The organism is Pseudomonas sp. PDM05, from assembly GCF_014851685.1.
Classification (GTDB): domain Bacteria; phylum Pseudomonadota; class Gammaproteobacteria; order Pseudomonadales; family Pseudomonadaceae; genus Aquipseudomonas.
This window is the reverse complement of record NZ_JACVAC010000002.1, coordinates 299569-322601: the sequence shown is the minus strand read 5'-3', so window position 1 is coordinate 322601 and position 23033 is coordinate 299569. Positions and strand designations below refer to the sequence as shown.

The 23033-nt window shown below is 61.3% G+C and carries 19 protein-coding genes and 1 other RNA gene; 18 read left to right on the top strand and 2 right to left on the bottom strand.

Annotated elements, in window-relative coordinates; translation table 11 throughout:
- Window positions 1–87 precede the first annotated feature (87 nt).
- The 18 genes from rsmI to lpxC all read left to right on the top strand — a co-directional run bounded on the left by rsmI (window position 88) and on the right by lpxC (window position 19598).
- The gene (gene rsmI, locus IB241_RS06300; protein ID WP_192297626.1) at window positions 88–993 is read left to right on the top strand and encodes a 16S rRNA (cytidine(1402)-2'-O)-methyltransferase; all 906 of its coding nucleotides are present in this window, start codon (window positions 88–90) and stop codon (window positions 991–993) included.
- A gap of 96 nt (window positions 994–1089) precedes the next feature.
- Window positions 1090–1443, top strand: an RNA gene (gene rnpB, locus IB241_RS06295) — RNase P RNA component class A.
- 354 nt (window positions 1444–1797) lie between these two features.
- Complete coding sequence (gene mraZ / locus IB241_RS06290) at window positions 1798–2253, top strand: division/cell wall cluster transcriptional repressor MraZ (RefSeq protein WP_003171868.1); 456 nt, start codon at window positions 1798–1800, stop codon at window positions 2251–2253.
- Window positions 2250–3197, top strand: a complete 948-nt coding sequence (gene rsmH / locus IB241_RS06285) for a 16S rRNA (cytosine(1402)-N(4))-methyltransferase RsmH (protein WP_370694884.1) — start codon at window positions 2250–2252, stop codon at window positions 3195–3197. Before mraZ ends, rsmH begins: the two co-directional genes overlap by 4 nt.
- The gene (gene ftsL / locus IB241_RS06280) at window positions 3194–3487 is read left to right on the top strand and encodes a cell division protein FtsL (protein ID WP_105520838.1); all 294 of its coding nucleotides are present in this window, start codon (window positions 3194–3196) and stop codon (window positions 3485–3487) included. Before rsmH ends, ftsL begins: the two co-directional genes overlap by 4 nt.
- Complete coding sequence (locus IB241_RS06275; protein ID WP_192297833.1) at window positions 3487–5229, top strand: peptidoglycan D,D-transpeptidase FtsI family protein; 1743 nt, start codon at window positions 3487–3489, stop codon at window positions 5227–5229. Before ftsL ends, IB241_RS06275 begins: the two co-directional genes overlap by 1 nt.
- Window positions 5229–6692, top strand: a complete 1464-nt coding sequence (locus IB241_RS06270; RefSeq protein WP_192297624.1) for a UDP-N-acetylmuramoyl-L-alanyl-D-glutamate--2,6-diaminopimelate ligase — start codon at window positions 5229–5231, stop codon at window positions 6690–6692. Before IB241_RS06275 ends, IB241_RS06270 begins: the two co-directional genes overlap by 1 nt.
- Complete coding sequence (locus tag IB241_RS06265) at window positions 6685–8055, top strand: UDP-N-acetylmuramoyl-tripeptide--D-alanyl-D-alanine ligase (RefSeq protein ID WP_192297622.1); 1371 nt, start codon at window positions 6685–6687, stop codon at window positions 8053–8055. Before IB241_RS06270 ends, IB241_RS06265 begins: the two co-directional genes overlap by 8 nt.
- Window positions 8055–9137 carry a phospho-N-acetylmuramoyl-pentapeptide-transferase gene (gene mraY / locus IB241_RS06260; RefSeq protein WP_017738698.1) on the top strand — a complete coding sequence of 361 codons (1083 nt, stop codon included), beginning with the start codon at window positions 8055–8057 and terminating at the stop codon, window positions 9135–9137. The genes IB241_RS06265 and mraY overlap by 1 nt, the downstream gene beginning before the upstream one ends.
- 6 nt (window positions 9138–9143) lie before the next feature.
- Window positions 9144–10490: a UDP-N-acetylmuramoyl-L-alanine--D-glutamate ligase gene (gene murD, locus IB241_RS06255; protein WP_192297620.1), complete on the top strand. Its 1347-nt coding sequence runs from the start codon at window positions 9144–9146 to the stop codon at window positions 10488–10490.
- Window positions 10487–11710, top strand: a complete 1224-nt coding sequence (ftsW, locus tag IB241_RS06250; protein WP_370694885.1) for a putative lipid II flippase FtsW — start codon at window positions 10487–10489, stop codon at window positions 11708–11710. Before murD ends, ftsW begins: the two co-directional genes overlap by 4 nt.
- The gene (gene murG, locus IB241_RS06245; protein ID WP_192297618.1) at window positions 11700–12770 is read left to right on the top strand and encodes an undecaprenyldiphospho-muramoylpentapeptide beta-N-acetylglucosaminyltransferase; all 1071 of its coding nucleotides are present in this window, start codon (window positions 11700–11702) and stop codon (window positions 12768–12770) included. Before ftsW ends, murG begins: the two co-directional genes overlap by 11 nt.
- Window positions 12763–14208 (top strand): UDP-N-acetylmuramate--L-alanine ligase, encoded by a 1446-nt coding sequence (murC, locus tag IB241_RS06240; RefSeq protein ID WP_192297616.1) that lies wholly within the window; start codon window positions 12763–12765, stop codon window positions 14206–14208. The genes murG and murC overlap by 8 nt, the downstream gene beginning before the upstream one ends.
- Window positions 14205–15161: a D-alanine--D-alanine ligase gene (locus IB241_RS06235; protein WP_192297614.1), complete on the top strand. Its 957-nt coding sequence runs from the start codon at window positions 14205–14207 to the stop codon at window positions 15159–15161. The genes murC and IB241_RS06235 overlap by 4 nt, the downstream gene beginning before the upstream one ends.
- Before the next feature lie 3 nt (window positions 15162–15164).
- A complete protein-coding gene (locus IB241_RS06230; RefSeq protein ID WP_192297612.1) occupies window positions 15165–16034 on the top strand; it encodes a cell division protein FtsQ/DivIB in 870 nt (289 codons plus the stop codon).
- Between the two features lie 15 nt (window positions 16035–16049).
- Entirely contained in the window at window positions 16050–17312 is a 1263-nt protein-coding gene (gene ftsA / locus IB241_RS06225; protein WP_110623104.1) for a cell division protein FtsA, read from the top strand.
- Window positions 17313–17377: 65 nt separating this feature from the next.
- Window positions 17378–18574: a cell division protein FtsZ gene (ftsZ, locus tag IB241_RS06220; RefSeq protein WP_017738690.1), complete on the top strand. Its 1197-nt coding sequence runs from the start codon at window positions 17378–17380 to the stop codon at window positions 18572–18574.
- Between the two features lie 112 nt (window positions 18575–18686).
- On the top strand, window positions 18687–19598 hold the full coding sequence (gene lpxC, locus IB241_RS06215; RefSeq protein ID WP_016974965.1) for a UDP-3-O-acyl-N-acetylglucosamine deacetylase: 912 nt from the start codon (window positions 18687–18689) through the stop codon (window positions 19596–19598).
- Window positions 19599–19783: 185 nt separating this feature from the next.
- Here the strand turns inward: lpxC and IB241_RS06210 are convergent, their stop codons facing one another.
- Window positions 19784–21277, bottom strand: coding sequence for a sensor domain-containing diguanylate cyclase (locus tag IB241_RS06210; protein WP_192297610.1), 1494 nt, complete (start codon window positions 21275–21277; stop codon window positions 19784–19786).
- A gap of 86 nt (window positions 21278–21363) precedes the next feature.
- Complete coding sequence (locus IB241_RS06205; protein ID WP_192297608.1) at window positions 21364–22686, bottom strand: OprD family porin; 1323 nt, start codon at window positions 22684–22686, stop codon at window positions 21364–21366.
- Window positions 22687–23033: the final 347 nt, after the last annotated feature.

Here is a 23033-nt window from a genome sequence, read left to right as displayed (position 1 = left end):
TAGGTCGTGCAAATGTTGCTGGTGGCCATCATTGGCTGAAAAGGCATCGGCCGTGATGGCATATTTTCAAGGCGTCTACGCGTTACAATGCGGCTTTTGCCAACCATCGAGGTGTGCGTTTTGACTGCTCCAGGTCCTTTGAATTCCACTGCTGGCTCGCTTTTTGTGGTGGCGACGCCCATTGGCAACCTGGACGACATCAGCGCTCGGGCGCTGAAAGTGTTGCGCGAGGTCAAATTGATCGCGGCGGAAGATACGCGGCACTCCCAGCGCTTGATGCAGCATTTTGGTATCAGCACGCCATTAGCGGCCTGTCACGAACACAACGAGCGGGAAGAAGGCAGCCGCTTTATCGTGCGCTTGCTGGCCGGTGATGACGTGGCGCTGATCTCCGACGCGGGCACGCCGCTGATTTCCGACCCTGGCTACCATCTGGTGCGTCAGGCGCGGGCCGCTGGTATCAATGTAGTGCCTGTTCCGGGGGCCTGCGCGCTGATTGCAGCATTGTCGGCTGCAGGCCTGCCGTCGGACCGCTTTATTTTTGAAGGTTTCCTGCCGGCCAAGGCCGTGGGGCGGCGTGCGCGCCTGCAAGCGTTGAAGGAAGAGCCGCGTACGCTGATCTTCTATGAGGCCCCTCACCGCATTCTTGAATGTTTGCAGGATATGGAATTGGTGTTCGGCGGCGAGCGCCTAGCACTGCTGGCCCGCGAGCTGACCAAGACCTTCGAAACCCTCAAGGGCCTGCCGCTGGAAGAGCTGCGCGCATTTGTCGAAGGCGACAGCAACCAGCAGCGCGGCGAGTGTGTGGTGCTCGTGGCGGGCTGGACGGCGCCGGAGAGTGAAGATGCGGTAAACAGTGAGGCCATGCGCATTCTCGACCTGCTGCTCAAGGAAATGCCCCTCAAGCGTGCGGCAGCGTTGGCGGCGGAAATTACCGGCGTGCGCAAGAATGTGTTGTATCAAGTTGCGCTGGATAAACAGAAAGCCGAATAGTTCCGGGGCTAAAGCTGTATTCCGTCTGAACGTGATGGCAATTCTGAACTTTTATTACTTGTCCTAAGTCCGCCGTGCCGTTAACCTGCGCGGCGGAGAGTCGATTGGACAGTCGCTGCCCTCTATGAAAATTAGGGGGGGGAGGAAAGTCCGGGCTCCATAGGGCGAAGTGCCAGGTAATGCCTGGGAGGCGTGAGCCTACGGAAAGTGCCACAGAAAATAACCGCCTAAGCGCTTCGGTGCCGGTAAGGGTGAAAAGGTGCGGTAAGAGCGCACCGCACGACTGGCAACAGTTCGTGGCTAGGTAAACCCCACTTGGAGCAAGACCAAATAGGGTCCCAAGGCGTGGCCCGCGCTGGGACCGGGTAGGTTGCTAAAGATGTCCAGTGATGGCCATCGTAGACGAATGACTGTTCAAGACAGAACCCGGCTTACAGATCGACTCTCCACCTTTTTCCTTCTGTCCGAATCTCGTGCAGAAAACCGGTAGTAACGCAAGAATCCCTCCCTGCCGAATCATTGGCAGATGCATCTTCGTAATACCAAAAAAATCTTACTCTTAATAAATCACTTTAACTTTGAGCGATAGCTCTTTGAGCTGTTTGTGCTTGCTGGGTCAAAAACTTCGCCAAACTCTCGTTTCTCCTCCTTTTACGCTCCTAAATCTCCGTTCTGTAAGGCTTTTCCTTTAATCCGCGCCTTGACGGTGTGGTGGGCGCATTCCTATAGTGTGCGCAAGTGGCGGAAAGTGGCACAAAGTGGGTTTTTTGAACGTAAAACGCTAAAATTTGGAGAAACGCATCTGTGTTTCGCGGAGCTAACGCTATCAGTCTCGATGCAAAAGGCCGTCTCGCCATGCCGAGCCGGTATCGTGACGAGCTCATTTCGCGAAGTTCCGGACAGTTGATCATCACGATCGATGCCGTTGACCCTTGTTTATGTGTTTACCCCCTCGATGAGTGGGAGTTGATTGAAACCAAATTGCGCGCTCTTCCTTCATTGCGTGAAGAAAACCGTCGCCTGCAGCGTTTGCTGATTGGTAATGCCGTCGACCTCGAGCTCGACGGCAGTGGTCGCTTCCTGGTGCCGCCGCGTTTGCGCGAGTACGCCAAGCTGGATAAGCGCGCAATGCTGGTCGGCCAGCTGAACAAGTTCCAATTGTGGGACGAAGATGCCTGGGATGCTGTTTCTGCAGCTGACCTGGCTGCTATTCAACAACCGGGCGCCATGCCTGATGAACTGCGTGATTTGATCTTGTGACTATTGATAGCGGCTTTAACCACATTACCGTACTGCTTGACGAAGCCGTTGAGGCTCTCGCCGTGCGCGCGGATGGTTGCTATCTGGATGGCACGTTCGGCAGGGGCGGGCATAGCCGCTTGATACTCAGTCAGCTTGGGTCCGACGGAAAGCTCCTCGGATTCGACAAGGACCCCCAAGCGATTGCCACCGGGCAAGCGCTAGCGGCCGAAGACGGCCGCTTTGTCGTTGTGCAGCGCAGCTTTGCCGAGCTGGGTGCCGAAGTCGCCGAGCGCGGCATGGCGGGCAAAGTGGCCGGGGTTTTGCTCGACCTGGGCGTGTCCTCGCCACAGCTCGATGATCCCGAGCGCGGCTTCAGTTTCATGAACGACGGCCCGCTCGACATGCGCATGGACCCTACCCGGGGCATCAGCGCGGCCGAGTTCATCGCCACCGCTTCCCACGAAGAAATCACCCGTGTATTCAAGGAATACGGCGAAGAGCGCTTCGCCGGCCGCATGGCCCGTGCCGTGGTCGAGCGCCGCGAAATCCAGCCGTTCGAGCGCACCGCCGACCTGGCTGAAGTGCTGAAAGTCGCCAACCCGGCGTGGGAGAAGGGCAAGAACCCGGCCACCCGTGCGTTCCAGGGCCTGCGCATTCACGTCAACAACGAATTGGGTGATCTGGAAGCGGGCCTCGAAGCCGCGCTGGATGCCTTGGAAGTGGGCGGTCGCCTGGTGGTGATCAGCTTCCACTCCCTGGAAGACCGCATCGTCAAATTGTTCATGCGCCGTCTGGTCAAGGGTGAGTCCGACAACCTGCCGCGCAACCTGCCGGTACGTTTCGAAGCCTTTGTGCCGAAAATCAAGATCCATGGCAAAGCGCAATTCGCTTCCGAAGCCGAACTGAAGGCCAACCCACGTTCGCGCAGCGCCGTCATGCGTGTCGCGGAGAAGCTGCGTTGAGCAAGCTTTTCGCCAAGCCCCTCCCGGGCGGCAGCTTCTTCATGATGCTGTTGTACGTCGGCGTGCTGGTGTCCGCGATTGCGGTGTCCTACAGCGCCCACTTCAACCGTCAATTGCTCAACACCCTGTACGGGGAGTTGAGTGTGCGTGACAAGGCGCAGGCCGAGTGGGGGCGACTGATCTTGGAGCAAAGCACCTGGACGGCCCACAGCCGTATCGAAGTGCTGGCCACTGAACAGCTGAAAATGCACATCCCCGGCGCGGCCGAAGTCCGCATGGTGGCGCCATGATGAAGCTCGAAGGCGCACTCTACCCCTGGCGCTTCCGCCTGATGCTCGGCTTGCTGGCATTGATGGTGGGCGCGATCGCCTGGCGGATCATCGACCTGCAAGTGATCGATCGTGACTTCCTGATCGGCCAGGGCGATGCCCGCAGCCTGCGACATATCCCGATCCCTGCGCACCGCGGCCTGATCACTGACCGTAACGGCGAGCCCCTGGCCGTCAGTACGCCGGTGACCACCCTGTGGGCCAACGCCAAGGAGCTGCAAACCGCCAAGGAAAAGTGGCCGCAGCTTGCCGCCGCCTTGGGCCAGGACCCGAAGGCCCTCTCCGAGCGCCTCGAAGCCCAGGCCAACAAAGAGTTCATCTACCTTGTTCGCGGCCTGACCCCCGAGCAAGGCCAGCAAGTGCTCGACCTCAAGGTTCCCGGTGTCTACGGCATCGAGGAGTTCCGGCGTTTCTACCCGGCCGGTGAAACCACCGCCCACATGGTTGGCTTTACCGACATCGATGACCACGGCCGCGAAGGCGTGGAGTTGGCCTACGATGAATGGCTGGCCGGGGTTCCCGGCAAACGACAAGTCATCAAGGATCGGCGCGGCAGACTGATCAAGGATGTCCAGGTCACCAAAAACGCCAAGGCCGGTAAGCCCTTGGCGTTGTCGATTGACCTGCGTCTGCAGTATCTGGCCAACCGCGAGCTGCGTAACGCGATCATCGAGAACGGCGCCAAGGCTGGCAGCCTGGTGATCATGGACGTGAAGACCGGCGAGATCCTCGCCATGGTCAACCAGCCGACCTACAACCCGAACAACCGTCGCAACCTGCAACCGGCGATGATGCGCAACCGCGCCATGATCGACGTGTTCGAGCCGGGTTCGACCATGAAAGCCATCTCCATGAGTGCCGCCCTCGAAACCGGGCGCTGGAAGCCCAGCGACAAGGTCGAGGTCTATCCGGGCACCTTGCAGTTGGGCAAATACACCATCCGTGACGTGTCCCGTACCGAAGGCCCGGTGCTGGATCTGACAGGTATCCTGATCAACTCCAGTAACGTGGGCATGAGTAAGGTCGCCTTCGATATTGGCGGCGAAACCATCTACCACCTGGCGCAGAAGATCGGCCTGGGTCAACCCACCGGCCTCGACTTCCCGGGCGAGCGCGTAGGCAACCTGCCGAACTATCGCGACTGGAAGAAAGCCGAGACCGCCACGCTCTCCTACGGCTACGGTCTGTCGGTGACCGCGATCCAGCTGGCCCACGCCTTCTCGGTATTGGCCAACAATGGTCGCATGGTTCCACTGAGCCTGATCCACGTCGACGAAGCGCCGAAAGCCACCCAGGTGATCCCGGAAAACGTCGCCAAGACCATGCAGGGCATGTTGCAACAAGTGATCGAAGCACCGCGCGGCGTATTCCGTGCCCAGGTGCCGGCGTACCACGTGGGCGGCAAGTCCGGTACTGCGCGTAAAACCTCGGTGGGCACCAAGGGCTACGCCGAGAACTCCTACCGTTCGCTGTTCGCCGGCTTCGGCCCGATGAGCGATCCACGCTACGCCATCGTCGTAGTGATCGACGAACCGAGTAAAGCCGGCTACTTCGGTGGCCTGGTATCGGCGCCGGTGTTCAGCAAAGTGATGTCCGGCACCCTGCGCCTGATGAACATCACCCCGGACAACCTGCCGCCGACCCAACAAGCGAACGCCGGACCACCGGCCGCTGCTGTAAAAGCCAATGGAGGGCGCGGCTGATGTCTCTTAGCCTGAACAAGATTTTTGCCCACGCCGGTCGTGATCTGCTGATCCGCGAGTTGAGCCTGGACAGCCGCAATGTGCGCGCCGGGGACCTGTTCCTGGCGGTGCCGGGCGGCAAGTTCGATGGTCGCGAGCACATCGCCGATGCCTTGCAGCGCGGTGCGGCGGCCGTGGCCTATGAAGTGGAAGGCGCCACTGTGCTGCCGATCACCGACGTGCCGTTGATTCCGGTCAAGGGCCTGGCCAAACAGCTGTCGGACATCGCCGGGCGCTTCTATGGCGAGCCGAGCCGTCACCTCAACCTGGTGGGCGTCACCGGCACCAACGGCAAGACCAGCGTGACCCAGCTTGTGGCCCAGGCGCTTGACCTGCTCGGCCAGCACTGTGGCATCGTCGGCACCCTCGGCACCGGTTTTTATGGTGCGCTGCAAAGCGGCCTGCATACCACGCCGAACCCGATTGCCGTGCAAGCGACCCTGGCCGACTTGAAAAAGGCCGGCGCCAAGGCCGTTGCCATGGAAGTTTCGTCCCACGGCCTGGACCAGGGCCGCGTGACCGCGCTGGCATTTGACGTGGCGGTGATGACCAACCTGTCCCGTGATCACCTCGACTACCACGGCACCATGGAGGCGTACGCCGCCGCCAAGGCCAAGCTGTTTGCCTGGAATGAATTGAAGTGCCGGGTGGTGAACCTGGACGACGCGTTCGGTCGCCAACTGGCAGCAGAAGACCGCGAGTCTCGGCTGATCAGCTACAGCCTGGAAGATTCCAGTGCGTACCTGTATTGCCGTGAAGCCCAATTCAATGACGAAGGCGTGCGCGCCACTTTGGTCACGCCCCAGGGCGAGCATCATTTGCGCAGCACCTTGCTCGGCCGTTTCAACCTGAGCAACGTCCTCGCCGCCGTCGGTGCTTTGCTCGGCCTGGACTACGCCCTGGATGAAATCCTGCGGGTGCTGCCCAAGCTGGAAGGCCCGGCCGGTCGCATGCAGCGTTTGGGTGGCGGTTCGCAGCCGCTGGTGGTGGTTGATTACGCCCACACTCCGGATGCCCTGGAAAAAGTCCTGGTAGCCCTGCGTCCCCACGCCAAGGGCAAGTTGCTGTGCCTGTTCGGCTGCGGTGGCGATCGTGATCGCGGCAAACGTCCATTGATGGCCGAGATCGTCGAGCGTCTGGCCGATGGCGTGCTTGTCACTGACGACAACCCACGCAGCGAAGATCCGAGCCAGATTTTCGATGACATCCGCGTCGGTTTCAAAGACGCGTCCAAGGTCACCTTCGTTGCCGGCCGCGGCGCCGCCATCGCCCAATTGATCGCTGGCGCCAGTGCTGACGACGTGGTGGTGCTGGCCGGTAAAGGTCATGAGGACTACCAGGAAATCAACGGCGAACGCCATGCCTTCTCCGATCTGGTCGAGGCCGATCACGCCTTGACCGCCTGGGAGGTTGCCCATGCTTGAAGCGATGAAATTCAGCGAACTGACCCAGGCCCTGTCGGCCCGTATGCTGTCGGGCGATTGCAGCTTCAACGGTGTCAGCATCGACAGTCGTAACATCAAGCCGGGACAGCTGTTTGTCGCCTTGGCCGGCCCGCGTTTCGATGGTCACGACTACCTGAATGACGTCGCCGCCAAAGGCGCGGTGGGGGCCTTGGTGCAGCGCGAAGTGGCGGATTCCACCTTGCCGCAATTGCTGGTCGCCGATACCCGTCTGGCCCTCGGCCAGTTGGGCGCGCTGAACCGTGCCGCCTTCAACAAACCCGTTGCAGCCATCACCGGCTCCAGCGGCAAGACCACGGTCAAGGAACTGCTCGCCGGTGTCCTGCGCACACGCGGGCCGGTGCTCGCCACCCGTGGCAACCTGAACAATGATTTCGGCGCTCCGCTGACCCTGCTCGAACTGGCCCCGGAACACACGGCGGCAGTGATTGAGCTGGGCGCGTCGCGCATCGGTGAAATCGCCTACACCGTGGCGCTGACCAAGCCCCACGTGGCGATCATCAACAACGCCGGTACCGCTCACGTCGGTGAGTTCGGCGGCCCGGAAAAAATCGTCGAAGCCAAGGGCGAAATCCTTGAAGGCCTCGATGCCGCGGGCACTGCGGTATTGAATCTGGACGACAAGGCGTTCGAGACCTGGCGTGTACGCGCCGCCGGTCGCAAGGTCCTGACGTTTGCCGTGCACAACGCAGCGGCAGACTTCCACGCTTCCAACATCAGCGTCGACGCCCGTGGCTGCCCGTCCTTCACCTTGCACACGCCACAAGGCAGCGAGCAGGTGCAGTTGAATCTGCTGGGCAACCACAACGTCGCCAACGCCTTGGCTGCCGCTGCTGCCGCCCACGCCCTGGGTGTGTCGCTGTTCGGGATCGTCACCGGCCTGGGCGCGGTGCAGCCGGTCAAGGGCCGCACCGTGGCGCAGTTGGCCACCAACGGCATGCGCGTGATCGATGACACCTACAACGCCAACCCGTCCTCCATCAACGCCGCTGTCGACCTGCTGAAGGGCTTTGCCGGGCGCAAGGTCCTGGTGCTCGGCGACATTGGCGAGCTGGGCGATTGGGCTGAACAAGGCCACCGCGAAGTCGGTGCCTATGCCGCTGGCAAAGTCGATGCTTTGTACGCCGTGGGGACGAACATGGCCCACGCCGTGGCCGCCTTTGGCTCCGGTGCGCGACACTTCGCGACCCAGGCCGAGCTGATCCAGGCGCTGGCTACGGCTGAACAAGACAAACAAACCACTATTTTGATCAAGGGATCGCGCAGCGCGGTGATGGAAAACGTCGTCGCGGCCTTGTGTGGCTCAAGTACGGAGAAACATTAATGCTGCTGCTGCTGGCTGAGTATCTGCAACAGTTCCACAAAGGCTTCGCGGTCTTCCAGTACCTGACCCTGCGCGGGATTCTGGGTGTGCTGACTGCGCTGTCTCTGTCGCTGTTCCTGGGACCGTGGATGATCCGCACCCTGCAGAACCTGCAAATTGGTCAATCGGTTCGTAATGACGGCCCGCAGTCGCACCTGTCCAAGTCCGGCACCCCGACCATGGGCGGTGCGCTGATCCTGTCGTCCATCGGCATCAGCACCTTGCTCTGGGCTGACCTGCACAACCGCTACGTGTGGACGGTGTTGCTGGTGACCCTGTTGTTCGGCGCCATTGGCTGGGTCGATGACTACCGCAAAGTGATCGAGAAAAACTCCAAGGGGCTGCCAAGCCGCTGGAAGTATTTCTGGCAGTCGGTGTTCGGTCTGGGCGCAGCGATCTTCCTGTTCATGACCGCGCCAAGTGCGGTGGAAACCACCCTGATCATCCCGATGCTCAAGGACGCCAGCATTCCACTGGGCGTTGGCTTCGTGGTGCTGACCTATTTCGTGATCGTCGGCTCCAGCAACGCGGTGAACCTCACCGATGGCCTCGACGGCCTGGCGATCATGCCGACGGTGATGGTGGGCGGCGCGCTTGGCATCTTCTGCTACCTGTCGGGTAACGTGAAATTCGCTGAATACCTGTTGATCCCGTATGTACCGGGCGCGGGCGAGCTGATCGTGTTCTGCGGCGCGCTGATCGGTGCAGGCCTGGGCTTCCTGTGGTTCAACACCTACCCCGCACAGGTCTTCATGGGCGACGTCGGCGCACTGGCGTTGGGCGCGGCCCTGGGCACCATCGCGGTGATCGTGCGTCAGGAAATCGTGCTGTTCATCATGGGCGGTGTGTTCGTGATGGAAACCCTGTCGGTGGTCATCCAGGTGGCGTCCTTCAAATTGACCGGGCGCCGCGTGTTCCGCATGGCGCCGATCCACCACCACTTTGAACTCAAGGGCTGGCCCGAGCCGCGCGTGATCGTCCGTTTCTGGATCATCACCGTGATTCTCGTGTTGGTCGGCCTTGCCACCCTGAAACTGAGGTAGAAACGAGTGTCCCTGATCGCTTCAGACCACTTCCGCATCGTTGTCGGCCTCGGCAAGAGCGGCATGTCCCTGGTTCGCTTCCTGGCGAACCGGGGCACGTCGTTTGCCGTGGCCGATACGCGGGAAAATCCACCGGAGCTGGTCACGCTGCGCCGTGACTACCCGCACGTGGAAGTGCGTTGTGGCGAGCTGGATGTCGAGTTTCTGTGCCGTGCCGACGAGCTCTACGTGAGCCCCGGCCTGGCCCTGGCGACACCCGCCCTGCAAGCTGCTGCGGCCCGTGGCGTGAAGCTGTCCGGTGACATCGACCTGTTCGCGCGTAACGCAAAGGCACCGATCGTGGCCATCAGCGGTTCCAATGCGAAAAGCACCGTGACCACCCTGGTCGGCGAGATGGCGGCTGCGGCCGGCAAGCGCGTGGCGGTGGGCGGCAACCTCGGTGTGCCGGCGCTGGACCTGCTCAGTGACGACGTCGAGCTGTACGTGATGGAGCTGTCGAGCTTCCAACTGGAAACCACCCACGACCTCGGCGCCGAAGTGGCCACCGTGTTGAACGTGAGCGAGGACCACATGGACCGCTACAGCGGCCTGCCGGCGTATCACCTGGCCAAGCACCGGATCTTCCGTGGTGCGCGGCAAGTGGTGGTCAACCGCCAGGATGCCCTGAGCCGTCCGTTGATGGGCGAGGGCCTGCCCTGCTGGACCTTCGGCCTGAGCACACCCGACTTCAAGGCCTTCGGCATCCGTGAAGAGAACGGCGAGAAATACCTGGCCTTCGAATTCCAGAACCTGATGCCGGTGCGCGAGCTGAAAATCCGTGGCGCCCATAACCAGTCCAATGCCCTGGCGGCGTTGGCGCTGGGGCATGCCGTCGGCCTGCCGTTTGACGCCATGCTCTCGGCGCTGCGCAGCTTTGGCGGCCTTGAGCATCGCTGCCAGTGGGTGCGCGACCTTGATGGCGTCAGCTATTACAACGATTCCAAGGCCACCAACGTGGGTGCAGCCCTGGCAGCCATCGAAGGCCTTGGCGCCGATATCGACGGCAAGCTGGTGTTGATCGCCGGTGGCGACGGCAAGGGTGCCGACTTCAAGGACCTTAAAGGCCCGGTGGCTGAGCATTGCCGCGCCGTGGTGCTGATGGGCCGCGATTCCGATCTGATCGCCGCCGCCCTCGGTGACGCGGTGCCGCAAGTGCGCGCCACGTCCCTGGACGACGCTATCGCCCGTTGCAAGGCCCTGGCCCAGTCCGGCGATGCGGTGCTGCTGTCGCCAGCCTGCGCCAGTTTCGACATGTTCAAGAACTACGAAGAGCGCGGCCAGCTGTTCGCCCGCGCCGTGGAGGCTTTGGTATGAGCCTCGGTCTGAGAAACATCATCAAGCCGTACCCGTCGCCGATCATCACCGGGCGCGGTATCGACCTTGATTTCCCGATGCTCGCCGGTTGCCTCGCACTGCTGGGCCTGGGCCTGGTGATGATTACCTCGGCATCGTCCGAAGTGGCCGCCGTGCAGTCGGGTAACACCCTGTACATGATGATCCGTCACCTGGTGTACCTGCTGCTCGGCCTCGGCGCCTGCATCGTCACCATGATGATTCCCATCGCCACCTGGCAGCGCCTGGGTTGGCTGATGCTGATCGGCGCGTTTGGCTTGCTGATCATGGTGATCCTGCCCGGCATCGGCCGCGAGGTGAACGGTTCGATGCGCTGGATCGGCTTCGGTGCGTTCAACGTGCAGCCGTCGGAAATCGCCAAGGTGTTCGTGGTGATCTACCTGGCCGGCTACCTGGTGCGTCGCCAGAAAGAAGTGCGCGAAAGCTGGATGGGCTTCTTCAAGCCGTTCATCGTGCTGCTGCCCATGGCCGGCCTGTTGCTGATGGAGCCCGACTTCGGCGCCACCGTCGTGATGATGGGGGCAGCGGCGGCAATGCTGTTCCTTGGCGGTGTTGGCCTGTTCCGCTTCACCTTGATGGTGGTACTGGCCGTCGCGGCCGTGACCGTCCTGGTGCAGGCGCAACCCTACCGGATGGCCCGTCTGATTACCTTTACCGACCCCTGGTCCGACCAGTTCGGTTCCGGCTACCAGTTGACCCAGGCGCTGATCGCCTTTGGTCGCGGCGAGTGGCTGGGCGTGGGCCTGGGCAACAGCGTGCAGAAGCAATTCTACCTGCCGGAAGCCCACACCGACTTCGTGTTCTCGGTACTGGCCGAAGAGCTCGGTGTGGTGGGTTCGCTATGCACCGTCGCGCTGTTCGTGTTCGTGTGTGTACGCGGCATGTACATCGGCCTGTGGGCCGAGAAGGCCAAACAGTATTTCGCCGCCTATGTGGCGTACGGCTTGTCGTTCCTGTGGATCGGCCAGTTCCTGATCAATATCGGTGTGAACGTCGGCCTGTTGCCGACCAAGGGCCTGACCTTGCCGTTCCTCAGTTATGGCGGCAGTTCGTTGGTGATCTGCTGCGCGTGCCTGGGCTTGTTACTGCGCATCGAGTGGGAGAGTCGAACCCACCTGGGCAGCGAAGAGATGGAATTCAGCGAAAGCGACTTTGCCGAGGAGCCGACCCATGGGCGCTAACGTGCTGATCATGGCGGGCGGCACCGGGGGCCATGTGTTCCCGGCCCTGGCCTGTGCGCGGGAATTCCAGAACCGTGGCTACACCGTGCACTGGCTGGGTACACCGCGCGGTATCGAAAACGAATTGGTGCCGAATGCCGGCTTGCCGCTGCACCTGATTAACGTCACCGGCCTGCGTGGCAAGAGCAAGTTGTCCCTGCTCAAGGCGCCGTTCGTGTTGCTCAAGGCGGTGTGGCAGGCGCGCAAGGTGATCCGCGAAGTGCAGCCGGTGTGCGTACTCGGCTTCGGTGGTTACGTGACCGGCCCGGGAGGCGTTGCCGCCAGACTCGCCGGTGTGCCGGTGATCGTGCACGAGCAGAACGCCGTCGCCGGTACGGCCAACCGCCTGTTGGTGCCGTTGGCTGCGCGGGTGTGCGAGGCCTTCCCGAAAACCTTCGGTGCATCGGACAAGCTGCGCACGACCGGTAACCCGGTACGCACCGAGCTGTTTATGAGCATCGCCCGTGACGCGTTGGTGGGGCGCAAGGCGCACCTGCTGATCATGGGCGGAAGCCTGGGCTCCGAGCCTTTGAACAAACTGCTGCCGGAAGCACTGGCGCAACTCCCTGTGGAATTGCGTCCAGAGGTCTTTCATCAGGCCGGCAAGAACCATGGTGAAGTCACTGCTGCGCGTTATCGCGAAGCCGGTGTAGAGGCGAACGTACAGCCTTTCATCAAAGACATGGCCCAAGCCTATGGCTGGGCCGACCTGGTGGTCTGCCGCTCCGGTGCGCTGACCGTCAGTGAACTGGCCGCCGCCGGTCTGCCGTCCTTGCTGGTGCCTTTGCCCCATGCGATCGACGATCACCAGACCCGCAACGCCGAATATTTGGCCGGGGAGGGCGCTGCCTTCCTGCTGCCGCAAAGAACGACTGGCGCCGCCGATTTGGCCGCACGCCTGACCGAGGTTTTGATGCAACCGGAACGACTCAACAGCATGGCGAGCACCGCAAGCCGCCTGGCCAAACCTGACGCAACCCGCACCGTGGTCGATATCTGCCTGGAGGTGGCCCATGGTTGAGAATCAGAAAGCCATGCCACAACCCGAGATGCGCCGCATCCGTCGCATCCACTTCGTTGGTATCGGCGGCGTGGGCATGTGCGGCATTGCCGAAGTGTTGCTGAACCTGGGCTACCAGGTGTCCGGCTCGGACTTGAAAGAGTCGCCGGTCACCGAACGCCTGAAAAGCTTCGGCGCGCAGATCTTTATCGGCCACCGTGCCGAGAACGCCGCCGACGCCGATGTGCTGGTGGTATCCAGCGCCGTGAACACCTCCAACCCGGAAGTTGCCACTGCCCTTGAGCGCCGTATTCCGGTGGTGCCACGTGCCGAGATGCTGGCCGAGCTGATGCGCTACCGCCACGGCATTGCCGTCGCCGGTACCCATGGCAAAACCACCACCACCAGCCTGATCGCCTCGGTGTTCGCCGCCGGTGGCCTGGACCCGACCTTCGTGATCGGTGGCCGCCTGAATGCAGCCGGTACCAATGCACAACTGGGCACCAGCCGTTACCTGATCGCCGAAGCTGATGAAAGCGATGCAAGCTTCTTGCACCTGCAACCGTTGGTGGCCGTGGTCACCAACATCGACGCCGACCACATGGCGACCTATGACGGTGACTTCAACAAGTTGAAGAAAACCTTCGTCGAGTTCCTGCACAACCTGCCGTTCTACGGTTTGGCGGTGGTGTGCCTGGATGATCCGGTGGTGCGTGAGATTCTGCCGCAGGTCAAGCGTCCGACCGTGACCTACGGCTTCAGCGAAGACGCCGACGTGCGTGCGATCAATGTGCGCCAGGAAGGCATGCAAACCTTCTTCACCGTGTTGCGTCCGGATCGCGAGCCGTTGGACGTGTCGGTGAACATGCCCGGCAACCACAACGTATTGAACTCCTTGGCGACCATCTGCATCGCCAGCGACGAGGGCGTCAGCGATGAAGCCATCGTCGCCGGCCTGTCGGGTTTTGCCGGCGTGGGCCGTCGCTTCCAGGTCTACGGCCAACTGCCGGTAGAGGGTGGCGACGTAATGCTGGTGGACGACTACGGTCACCACCCGACCGAAGTCGCAGCCGTGATCAAGGCCGTACGCGGTGGCTGGCCCGAGCGCCGTCTGGTGATGGTGTACCAGCCGCACCGCTACAGCCGTACCCGCGACCTCTACGATGATTTCGTCAATGTATTGGCCGATGCCAACGTACTGTTGCTGATGGAGGTGTACCCGGCCGGTGAAGAACCAATCCCGGGCGCGGACAGCCGCAAGCTGTGCAACAGCATCCGCCAGCGTGGCCAGTTGGACCCGATCTACATCGAGCGTGGTGTGGACCTGGCGCCAATCGTCAAGCCGTTGCTGCGTGCTGGCGACATTTTGCTCTGCCAAGGCGCCGGTGACATTGGTGGCCTTGCCCCGAAACTGCTGGCAAGCCCGCTGTTTGCCGTTGCACAGGGGAAGTCGAAATGACCACGAATTACGACGCCCTGTTTTCCACCATCGCCCCGGCCGACTTCGGTCGCGTCGCGGTATTGTTCGGCGGCAAAAGCGCTGAGCGCGAAGTGTCGCTCAAGTCCGGCAACGCCGTGCTCGAAGCCCTGCAAAGCGCTGGCGTGAACGCGTTCGGCATCGACGTGGGCGACGACTTCTTCGCCCGCTTGCAGGCCGAGAAGATCGACCGCGCCTTCATCATCCTCCACGGTCGTGGCGGTGAAGACGGCAGCATGCAGGGCCTGCTGGAGTGCGCCGGCATCCCTTACACCGGTAGTGGCATCCTCGCGTCCGCGCTGGCCATGGACAAGTTGCGCACCAAGCAGGTGTGGCACAGCCTGGGGATTCCCACCCCGCGTCACAGCGTTCTGTGCAGCGAAGACGATTGTATTTCTGCGGCCAAGGAACTGGGCCTGCCTTTGATCGTCAAACCTGCCCATGAAGGCTCCAGTATCGGCATGGCCAAAGTGAACTCGGCCGCCGAATTGATCGACGCATGGAAAGCGGCAAGTACCTACGATTCGCAAGTGTTGGTGGAACAGTGGATCCAGGGTCCCGAGTACACCATCGCCACCCTGCGTGGCCAGGTATTGCCGCCTATCGCATTGGGCACGCCCCACACCTTTTACGACTACGACGCCAAGTATGTGGCCTCCGATACCCAGTACCGGATCCCGTGCGGCCTCGACGCAGCCAAGGAACAGGAATTGATGGACCTCACGGCGAAAGCCTGTGAGGCGTTGGGTATCGCCGGTTGGGCGCGGGCAGACGTGATGCAGGATGACCAAGGGAATTTCTGGTTCCTTGAAGTCAACACCGCACCCGGTATGACCGACCACAGCCTGGTGCCAATGGCCGCTCGCGCAGCGGGCCTGGATTTCCAGCAGTTGGTGCTGGCGATCCTGGCCGCCAGCGTTGAGCCCCGAGGCTAAGACATGAAAGGCGCATCGCTTCGTCATCAGCCCCCACAAGCACCGAGCCGCAAGCCGGTGCCACGGGGTGCCAGCCGGATGGTGGCCAAAGAGCCGATGTCGGCGCGCCTGCCGAAAGCCAATTTTGGTTTCCTCAAGGCGCTGTACTGGCCGGTGTTGCTGGTGGTGCTGGGCTTCGGAACCTACGAAGGCGCGCAGCGTCTGTTGCCGTATGCCGACCGCCCGATCACCAAGATCAGCGTGCAGGGCGACTTGAGCTACATCAGCCAGCAAGCAGTGCAGCAGCGCATCGGCCCGTACCTGGCGGCGAGCTTCTTCACCATCGACCTGGCGGGGATGCGCGGGGAGCTGGAGCAGATGCCGTGGATCGCCCACGCCGAAGTCCGCCGCGTGTGGCCGGACCAGGTAACGATCCGCCTGGAAGAACAACTGCCCGTGGCCCGTTGGGGTGACGAAGCGCTGTTGAACAACCAGGGCCAGGCGTTCACCCCGCGTGAGCTGGCGAACTATGAGCACCTGCCGCAGCTGTTCGGGCCGCAGCGGGCGCAACAACAAGTGATGCAGCAGTACCAGGCCTTGAGCCAGATGCTGCGGCCACTGGGCTTCTCCATTGCACGCCTGGAACTGCGTGAACGGGGCAGCTGGTTTTTGACGACCGGCGCCGGCAGTTCCGGCCCGGGCATCCAGTTGTTGCTGGGACGCGACCGCTTGGTGGAAAAGATGCGCCGCTTTATTGCCATCTATGACAAGACCTTGAAAGAACAGATTACGAACATTGCGAGCGTCGACCTGCGTTACGCCAACGGCCTTGCCGTCGGCTGGCGTGAACCGGCTGCGCCCACGGCAGCGCAACCCGCTGTCGCGAAGAATTAAGAAGAGGCAGGACCCATGGCAAACGTGCAAAGCGGCAAAATGATCGTCGGTCTCGATATCGGCACCTCCAAGGTGGTGGCGCTGGTCGGCGAGGTCGGGGAAGACGGCGTGATCGAGATCGTCGGTATTGGCACGCATCCGTCCCGGGGCCTGAAGAAGGGCGTGGTGGTGAACATCGAGTCCACCGTGCAATCGATCCAGCGCGCCATCGAAGAAGCGCAGCTGATGGCCGGTTGCCGGATCCACTCGGCGTTTGTCGGCGTGGCTGGAAATCACATCCGCAGCCTGAACTCCCACGGCATCGTGGCGATCCGCGACCGTGAAGTCAGCTCTGCCGACCTTGAACGCGTGCTCGACGCTGCACAGGCCGTGGCGATCCCGGCTGACCAGCGCGTGCTGCACACGCTGCCGCAGGACTACGTGATCGACAACCAGGAAGGCGTGCGTGAGCCCCTGGGCATGTCGGGCGTGCGCCTGGAAGCCAAGGTCCACGTAGTGACCTGCGCGGTCAACGCCGCACAGAACATTGAAAAATGCGTGCGCCGTTGTGGCCTGGAAATCGACGACATCATTCTGGAGCAACTGGCTTCGGCCTACTCCGTGCTGACCGACGACGAAAAAGAACTGGGCGTGTGCCTGGTGGACATCGGCGGCGGCACCACCGACATCGCGATCTTCACCGAGGGTGCGATCCGTCACACCGCGGTGATCCCGATTGCCGGTGATCAGGTGACCAACGACATCGCCATGGCGCTGCGTACACCGACCCAGTACGCCGAAGAAATCAAGATCCGCTACGCCTGCGCCCTGGCCAAACTGGCTGGTGCCGGCGAGACCATCAAGGTGCCAAGCGTGGGCGACCGTCCACCGCGCGAACTGTCGCGCCAGGCCCTGGCCGAAGTGGTCGAGCCACGCTACGACGAGCTGTTCACCCTGATCCAGGCTGAACTGCGCCGCAGCGGCTACGAAGATCTGATCCCGGCCGGCATCGTGCTCACCGGTGGCACCTCGAAGATGGAAGGCGCGGTCGAACTGGCCGAGGAAATCTTCCACATGCCGGTGCGCCTGGGCGTGCCCCATGGCGTGAAGGGCCTGGGCGACGTGGTGCGCAACCCGATTTATTCCACTGGCGTGGGCTTGCTGTTGTACGGCCTGCAAAAGCAGACCGACGGCATTTCCCTGTCGGGCCCGAGCATCCGTGACAGCTATCGCAGTGACGATGAAGCCAAGGCGCCGTTGTTCGAGCGCTTGCAGGCTTGGGTAAAAGGCAATTTTTAAAGATTTACCGCAACACCGCAGTAAGCAGTAGGCGAAAAAACTAGAGAACTGAAAGGAGAGGGAACATGTTCGAACTCGTAGACAACATCCCCGCAAGCCCGGTCATCAAAGTGATCGGTGTCGGCGGTGGCGGCGGCAACGCTGTCAACCACATGGTCAAGAGCAACATTGAAGGCGTTGAATTCATCTGCGCCAACACTGATGCCCAGGCGCTGAAAAGCATCGGCGCGCGGACCATCCTGCAATTGGGCACTGCTGTGACCAAGGGCCTCGGCGCTGGCGCCAATCCGGAAGTCGGCCGTCAAGCCGCCCTGGAAGACCGCGAGCGTATTGCCGAAGTGCTGCAAGGCACCAACATGGTGTTCATCACCACCGGCATGGGCGGCGGTACCGGTACCGGTGCTGCACCGATCATTGCCGAAGTGGCCAAGGAAATGGGGATTCTGACGGTTGCAGTCGTGACCCGTCCGTTCCCGTTCGAAGGTCGCAAGCGCATGCAGATCGCCGACGAAGGCATCCGTCTGCTGTCTGAAAGCGTTGACTCGTTGATCACCATCCCCAACGAGAAACTGCTGACCATCCTGGGCAAGGACGCGAGCCTGCTGTCCGCTTTCGCCAAGGCTGACGATGTACTGGCCGGTGCCGTTCGCGGTATCTCCGACATCATCAAGCGCCCAGGCATGATCAACGTCGACTTTGCCGACGTACGCACCGTGATGAGCGAAATGGGCATGGCGATGATGGGCACTGGCTGCGCCAGCGGTCCGAACCGTGCACGTGAAGCCACCGAAGCGGCCATCCGCAACCCGTTGCTGGAAGACGTGAACCTGCAGGGCGCACGCGGCATCCTGGTGAACATCACTGCCGGTCCTGACCTGTCCCTGGGTGAGTACTCCGACGTGGGTAGCATCATTGAAGCCTTCGCTTCCGAGCACGCCATGGTCAAGGTCGGTACCGTTATCGATCCGGACATGCGCGACGAACTGCACGTGACCGTGGTTGCTACCGGCCTGGGTGCCAAGATCGAGAAGCCTGTAAAGGTCATCGACAACACCCTGCACACCAGCCAGGTAAGCCAGGCGGCTGCCGCTCCAGCGCCTTCGCGCCAGGAACTGCCGTCGGTGAACTACCGCGACCTGGACCGTCCGACCGTGATGCGCAACCAGGCTCAGGCCGGTGCTGCGGCGTCCCGTAGCCCGAATCCGCAAGATGATCTGGACTACCTGGACATCCCGGCATTCCTGCGTCGTCAGGCCGATTAATGGAATGTATCAGGGCTATGAAGGTGATTGGTGTTCAGCAAAGGTCTGGTCTGCTATTATCGCCAGCCTTTGTTGATACCAGTTCGCAATTTGCGCTGAAGCGGTCCAAGCCATGATTAAACAACGCACCCTGAAGAATATTATTCGTGCCACAGGTGTAGGTCTGCACTCCGGGGAGAAGGTATACCTGACCCTCAAGCCTGCACCTGTCGACACCGGCATCGTGTTTGTGCGTGCCGACCTGGACCCTGTCGTGCATATTCCTGCTCGCGCGGAAAACGTTGGCGAAACCACCATGTCGACCACATTGGTCAACGGTGACGTCAAAGTGGACACGGTGGAGCACTTGCTCTCGGCCATGGCTGGCCTGGGCATCGATAACGCCTACGTCGAGCTCTCCGCGTCCGAAGTCCCGATCATGGATGGCAGCGCTGGACCTTTCGTATTCCTGATCCAATCTGCCGGCCTGGAAGAACAGGACGCAGCGAAGAAGTTCATTCGCATTCTGCGGGAAGTGACAGTAGAAGACGGCGACAAGCGCGCCACCTTCGTCCCGTTCGAAGGCTTTAAAGTGAGCTTTGAGATCGATTTCGATCACCCGGTATTCCGTGACCGCACCCAAAGTGCAAGCGTGGATTTTTCCAGCACTTCGTTCGTAAAAGAAGTCAGCCGCGCCCGTACCTTTGGTTTCATGAGTGACATCGAGTACCTGCGCAAGCACAACCTTGCACTCGGCGGCAGCGTTGAAAACGCCATCGTGGTCGACGCGGATGGTGTACTGAACGAAGACGGCCTTCGCTACGAAGACGAATTCGTGAAGCACAAGATCCTCGATGCAATCGGTGACCTCTACCTGCTGGGCAATAGCCTGATAGGCGAGTTCAAAGGCTTCAAGTCGGGCCACGCCCTTAACAACCAGCTGCTGCGCAAGTTGATTGAGCAGACAGACGCTTGGGAAGTCGTGACCTTCGAAGATGCCAGCACCGCACCGATCTCTTACATGCGTCCCGTTGCGGCGGTGTAAGTAACAACTCTCTTTCTTTAGTTTTGAAAGGCTACCTTCGGGTGGCCTTTTTTTTATGCCTGCCGTTCAGGCTTATGAAGATCAAAAATGTAGGAGCGGGCTTACCCGCGAACGCGATATGTCAGCTACACATCCGCTGCCTGACACTGCGCTTTGCCAGGCAAGCCAGCTCCTACATTGACATGTCAGAGGGTCGCGGCGACCACTGTGCGGTTGCGCCCCGTGTGCTTGGCCTCATACAACGCCTGATCCGCACTCAACAACAGCGCCTCCAGCGACAGCCGACTGCGCTTGTCCCACGTGCTCAAGCCAATACTCACCGTGATTGGCCGCTCGTCCCCTGCCACCCGTGGCAAGTTCTCGACGCTGCTGCGGATATGCTCGGCGATGACCTGGGCGCCGTTGGCATCGGTATGTGGCAATACCACCGCAAACTCTTCGCCACCATAGCGTGCCGCCAGGTCGGCAGGGCGGCGGATATTGGTGCCGATCACTTGGGCGACGTTACGCAACGCCTCATCGCCGCCGTGGTGGCCGTGGCGATCGTTGAAGGCCTTGAAGTGGTCGACGTCGATCATCAGCAAGGTCAACGGCTCGGTGGAGCGCTGTGCGCGGTCCCATTCCAGGCGCAGACGTTCGTCGAGGATGCGGCGATTGGCCAGGCCGGTCAGGGCGTCGGTGGCTGCCAGTTCTGACAGCACCCGCTCGGTGCGATAGCGGCGGCGCAATTCCCGGCGCAGCATCCAGGTCAGCCACAGCAAGCCGATGCAGAGCACGCCGGTGGCACCGGAAGTCAGCAGCGCGGCGCGTTCCCAGGGGGCGAACACATCCTCGCTGGACAGCGCCACTACCACGATCAGCGGCAACTCGCCGACGGTGGTGAAGGTATACAAACGTTCGGTGCCGCTGATGGTGGAAATCGCCCGGAAGCTACCTTCGCCTTCGCGCAGCATGCGTTTGAAGTTGGGGCGATCACTCAGGTCCTTGTCGATCATGTCGCGTTCCAGCAACGGTTGCTGGGCCAGGAGGATGCCCTGGGTGTTCAGCAGGTTGACGGTGCTGCCATTGCCGATGGTCAGGCGATTGAACAACTGATCGAAATACGCCAGGCGCATGGTGGCCACTGCGACGCCGGCGAACTCGCCGCTGGGGCCTGAGACTCGGCGACTGAATGCGATTCGCCATACTTGATCGCAGGCGCAATGGATTTTGAAGGGGCGGCTGATAAACAGTCCGGCCTGCGCATTGTCTTTATGCGCCTGGAAATAGTCCCGGTCAGCAAAATTGCGCGGCGTCGGCCACAGTGTCGAGGAGTCGGCAGTCACATCTCCGTTGGCGTCCAGCAACAGCACTTCGCCTTTGAAGGGGGCCGCGATGGATTGATCAAACTGCACCATATGTCTGACGTCCGGGGGCACTTTCGCCAGGTCCGTGCGCGTGGTGGCGGCAATCAGTCCCTGCAGTGTCAGGTCGTATAGCTCGACATTACGCAGTACATCGGCATTGATCAGTTGCGTGATGTTGGTGGTCGCGCGCTGGGCTGCCTGCAAGGTGCTGGCGTGTTCACGGATCAACAGCGCCGCGACAATCACCATGATCAGGACAACAGTCAGGCCACTGCCCAGAATCAGAAAAAGCTCTGGGCGTGCAGGCAGGGTACGGCCACGGTCTTGGCTCATCGTGCAGACTTCAGCGGTTGGAATGCTGGCAGTTTAGTTCTACGCGAAGAAAATTAAATGGCTGGTAAAAAAGAAAGATCCCCGGATCAGAACACGTTGATCGGATAGTCGACGATCACGCGGTATTCATCCACGTCATTGTCCACCGCCGAGTAGCCGTTGCTGCCGCGGTTGGTCGCCCATTGCAGGCGCACGGCCAAGTCTTTGGCCTTGCCGCCCTGCACCACGTATTTCAGGTCGATGTCCCGTTCCCAGTGCTTGGCGTCCTTGCCCTCGGCGCTGTACCAGCGGCTGTAGCCACGGCTTTGCGGGTCGACGCTGGTCAGGTCGGTCTTGCCGCTGATGTAGGACACTGCCGACGTCAGGCCAGGCATGCCAAGGCCGCTGAAGTCGTAGGCGTACTTGAGTTTCCACGAGCGTTCGTTCGGGCCATTGAAGTCCGAGTATTGCTGGGAGTTGTCCAGGTACACGCTGTCGCCCTGGGCGATGTAGTCGAACGGCGTGTTGCCGTTGACCCGCTGGTACGCGGCAGTGACGCTGTGATGGCCCACGCCCACGCTGAAATGCAGGCTGTAGGTGTTGTTGTCGATGTTGCCAAGCAGCGATTGCCCGGTGTCCTGAGTGTGGTAGTAGTGCAGGCCGGGATTGAGGCTGACCAGGTCGTTCAGCGCGTAGGTGTAGTCCAGGTCGTAGTAGTACTGGTTCCACACATCCTTCAGTTCGGAGGCGTAGAGGTTGCTGGTCAGCCCGGGCATGCCGCTGAACGAGACACCGGCCCAGTTCATGTGCTGTGCATCGGTGTGGCTCGGCAGGGCGCCGTAGCTGGTGCCGATGCGCTGGTGGCCGCTCTGGTTATAGAGCTTGGTGAAACTGGCCTGGCCACCTTCGAACAGCCAACCGTCGAGGCTGTGGTTGGCCAGGGTCACGCCACGGAAGGTCTGCGGCAGCATGCGCGTCATGCCGCCGGCGATCACCGGGTTGTTGAGGAACAGGTCGCCGGCCTTCAATTCTGTGTCCAGCGCGCGCATTTTCAAGGTGCCGCCCGCCGTGGAGAACGACCCCGGCGCCTTGCCGTTGCCGCTGCCGTACGGAAGGATGCTGGAACCGTCTGTGCCGCCACCACCGTCGAGTTTGAGGCCGAGCATGGCGTGGGCGTCCAGGCCGAAGCCAACGGTGCCCTGGGTGTAGCCGGATTCGAAAGTGCCGAGAAAGCCCTGGCCCCACTCCTTGCTGTCATCGGTGTGAATGTCGCGCCGGTCGCGGTTCATGTAGTAGTTGCGGGTGTTGACGCTGAGGTGGGAGCCTTCGACGAAGCCGTCGGCGGGGGGGCTGCCTGCCGCTTGGGTCGGCGGGGCGATCGTTGCTGTAATCGCGAGGAATAACGGGGTGAACGTCAGCGAGTTCTTCACCGGGGGAGCTCCTTTGGATCAATCGAGAACGGCCATGTCGTGGGGTGTTTCTGGCCTTTTTTACGGCAAAAAAAAGCCGCTGAAGTCAGCGGCTTTTAAACAGATTCCCAGTTTAGAGCCCTGGAAATAAGTCGAGGGAAATTCGGGTAAGCGCAAACTGCTTTTGCCGTCACACTCATCGATGCGTCAAATTAACGCAGGCGAGCGGTACGATACAGAGTGTAACAAGATAATGACTGTTGCCCAAATCGCAACAGTGTGGTGGGCGGGGTTGCGTCCTCAGCGCGGGTGGTGCAGCCGGCCCAAATGGTACGCCTCGGTGTTTCAGGGCGACCGCGGTGCTTGGA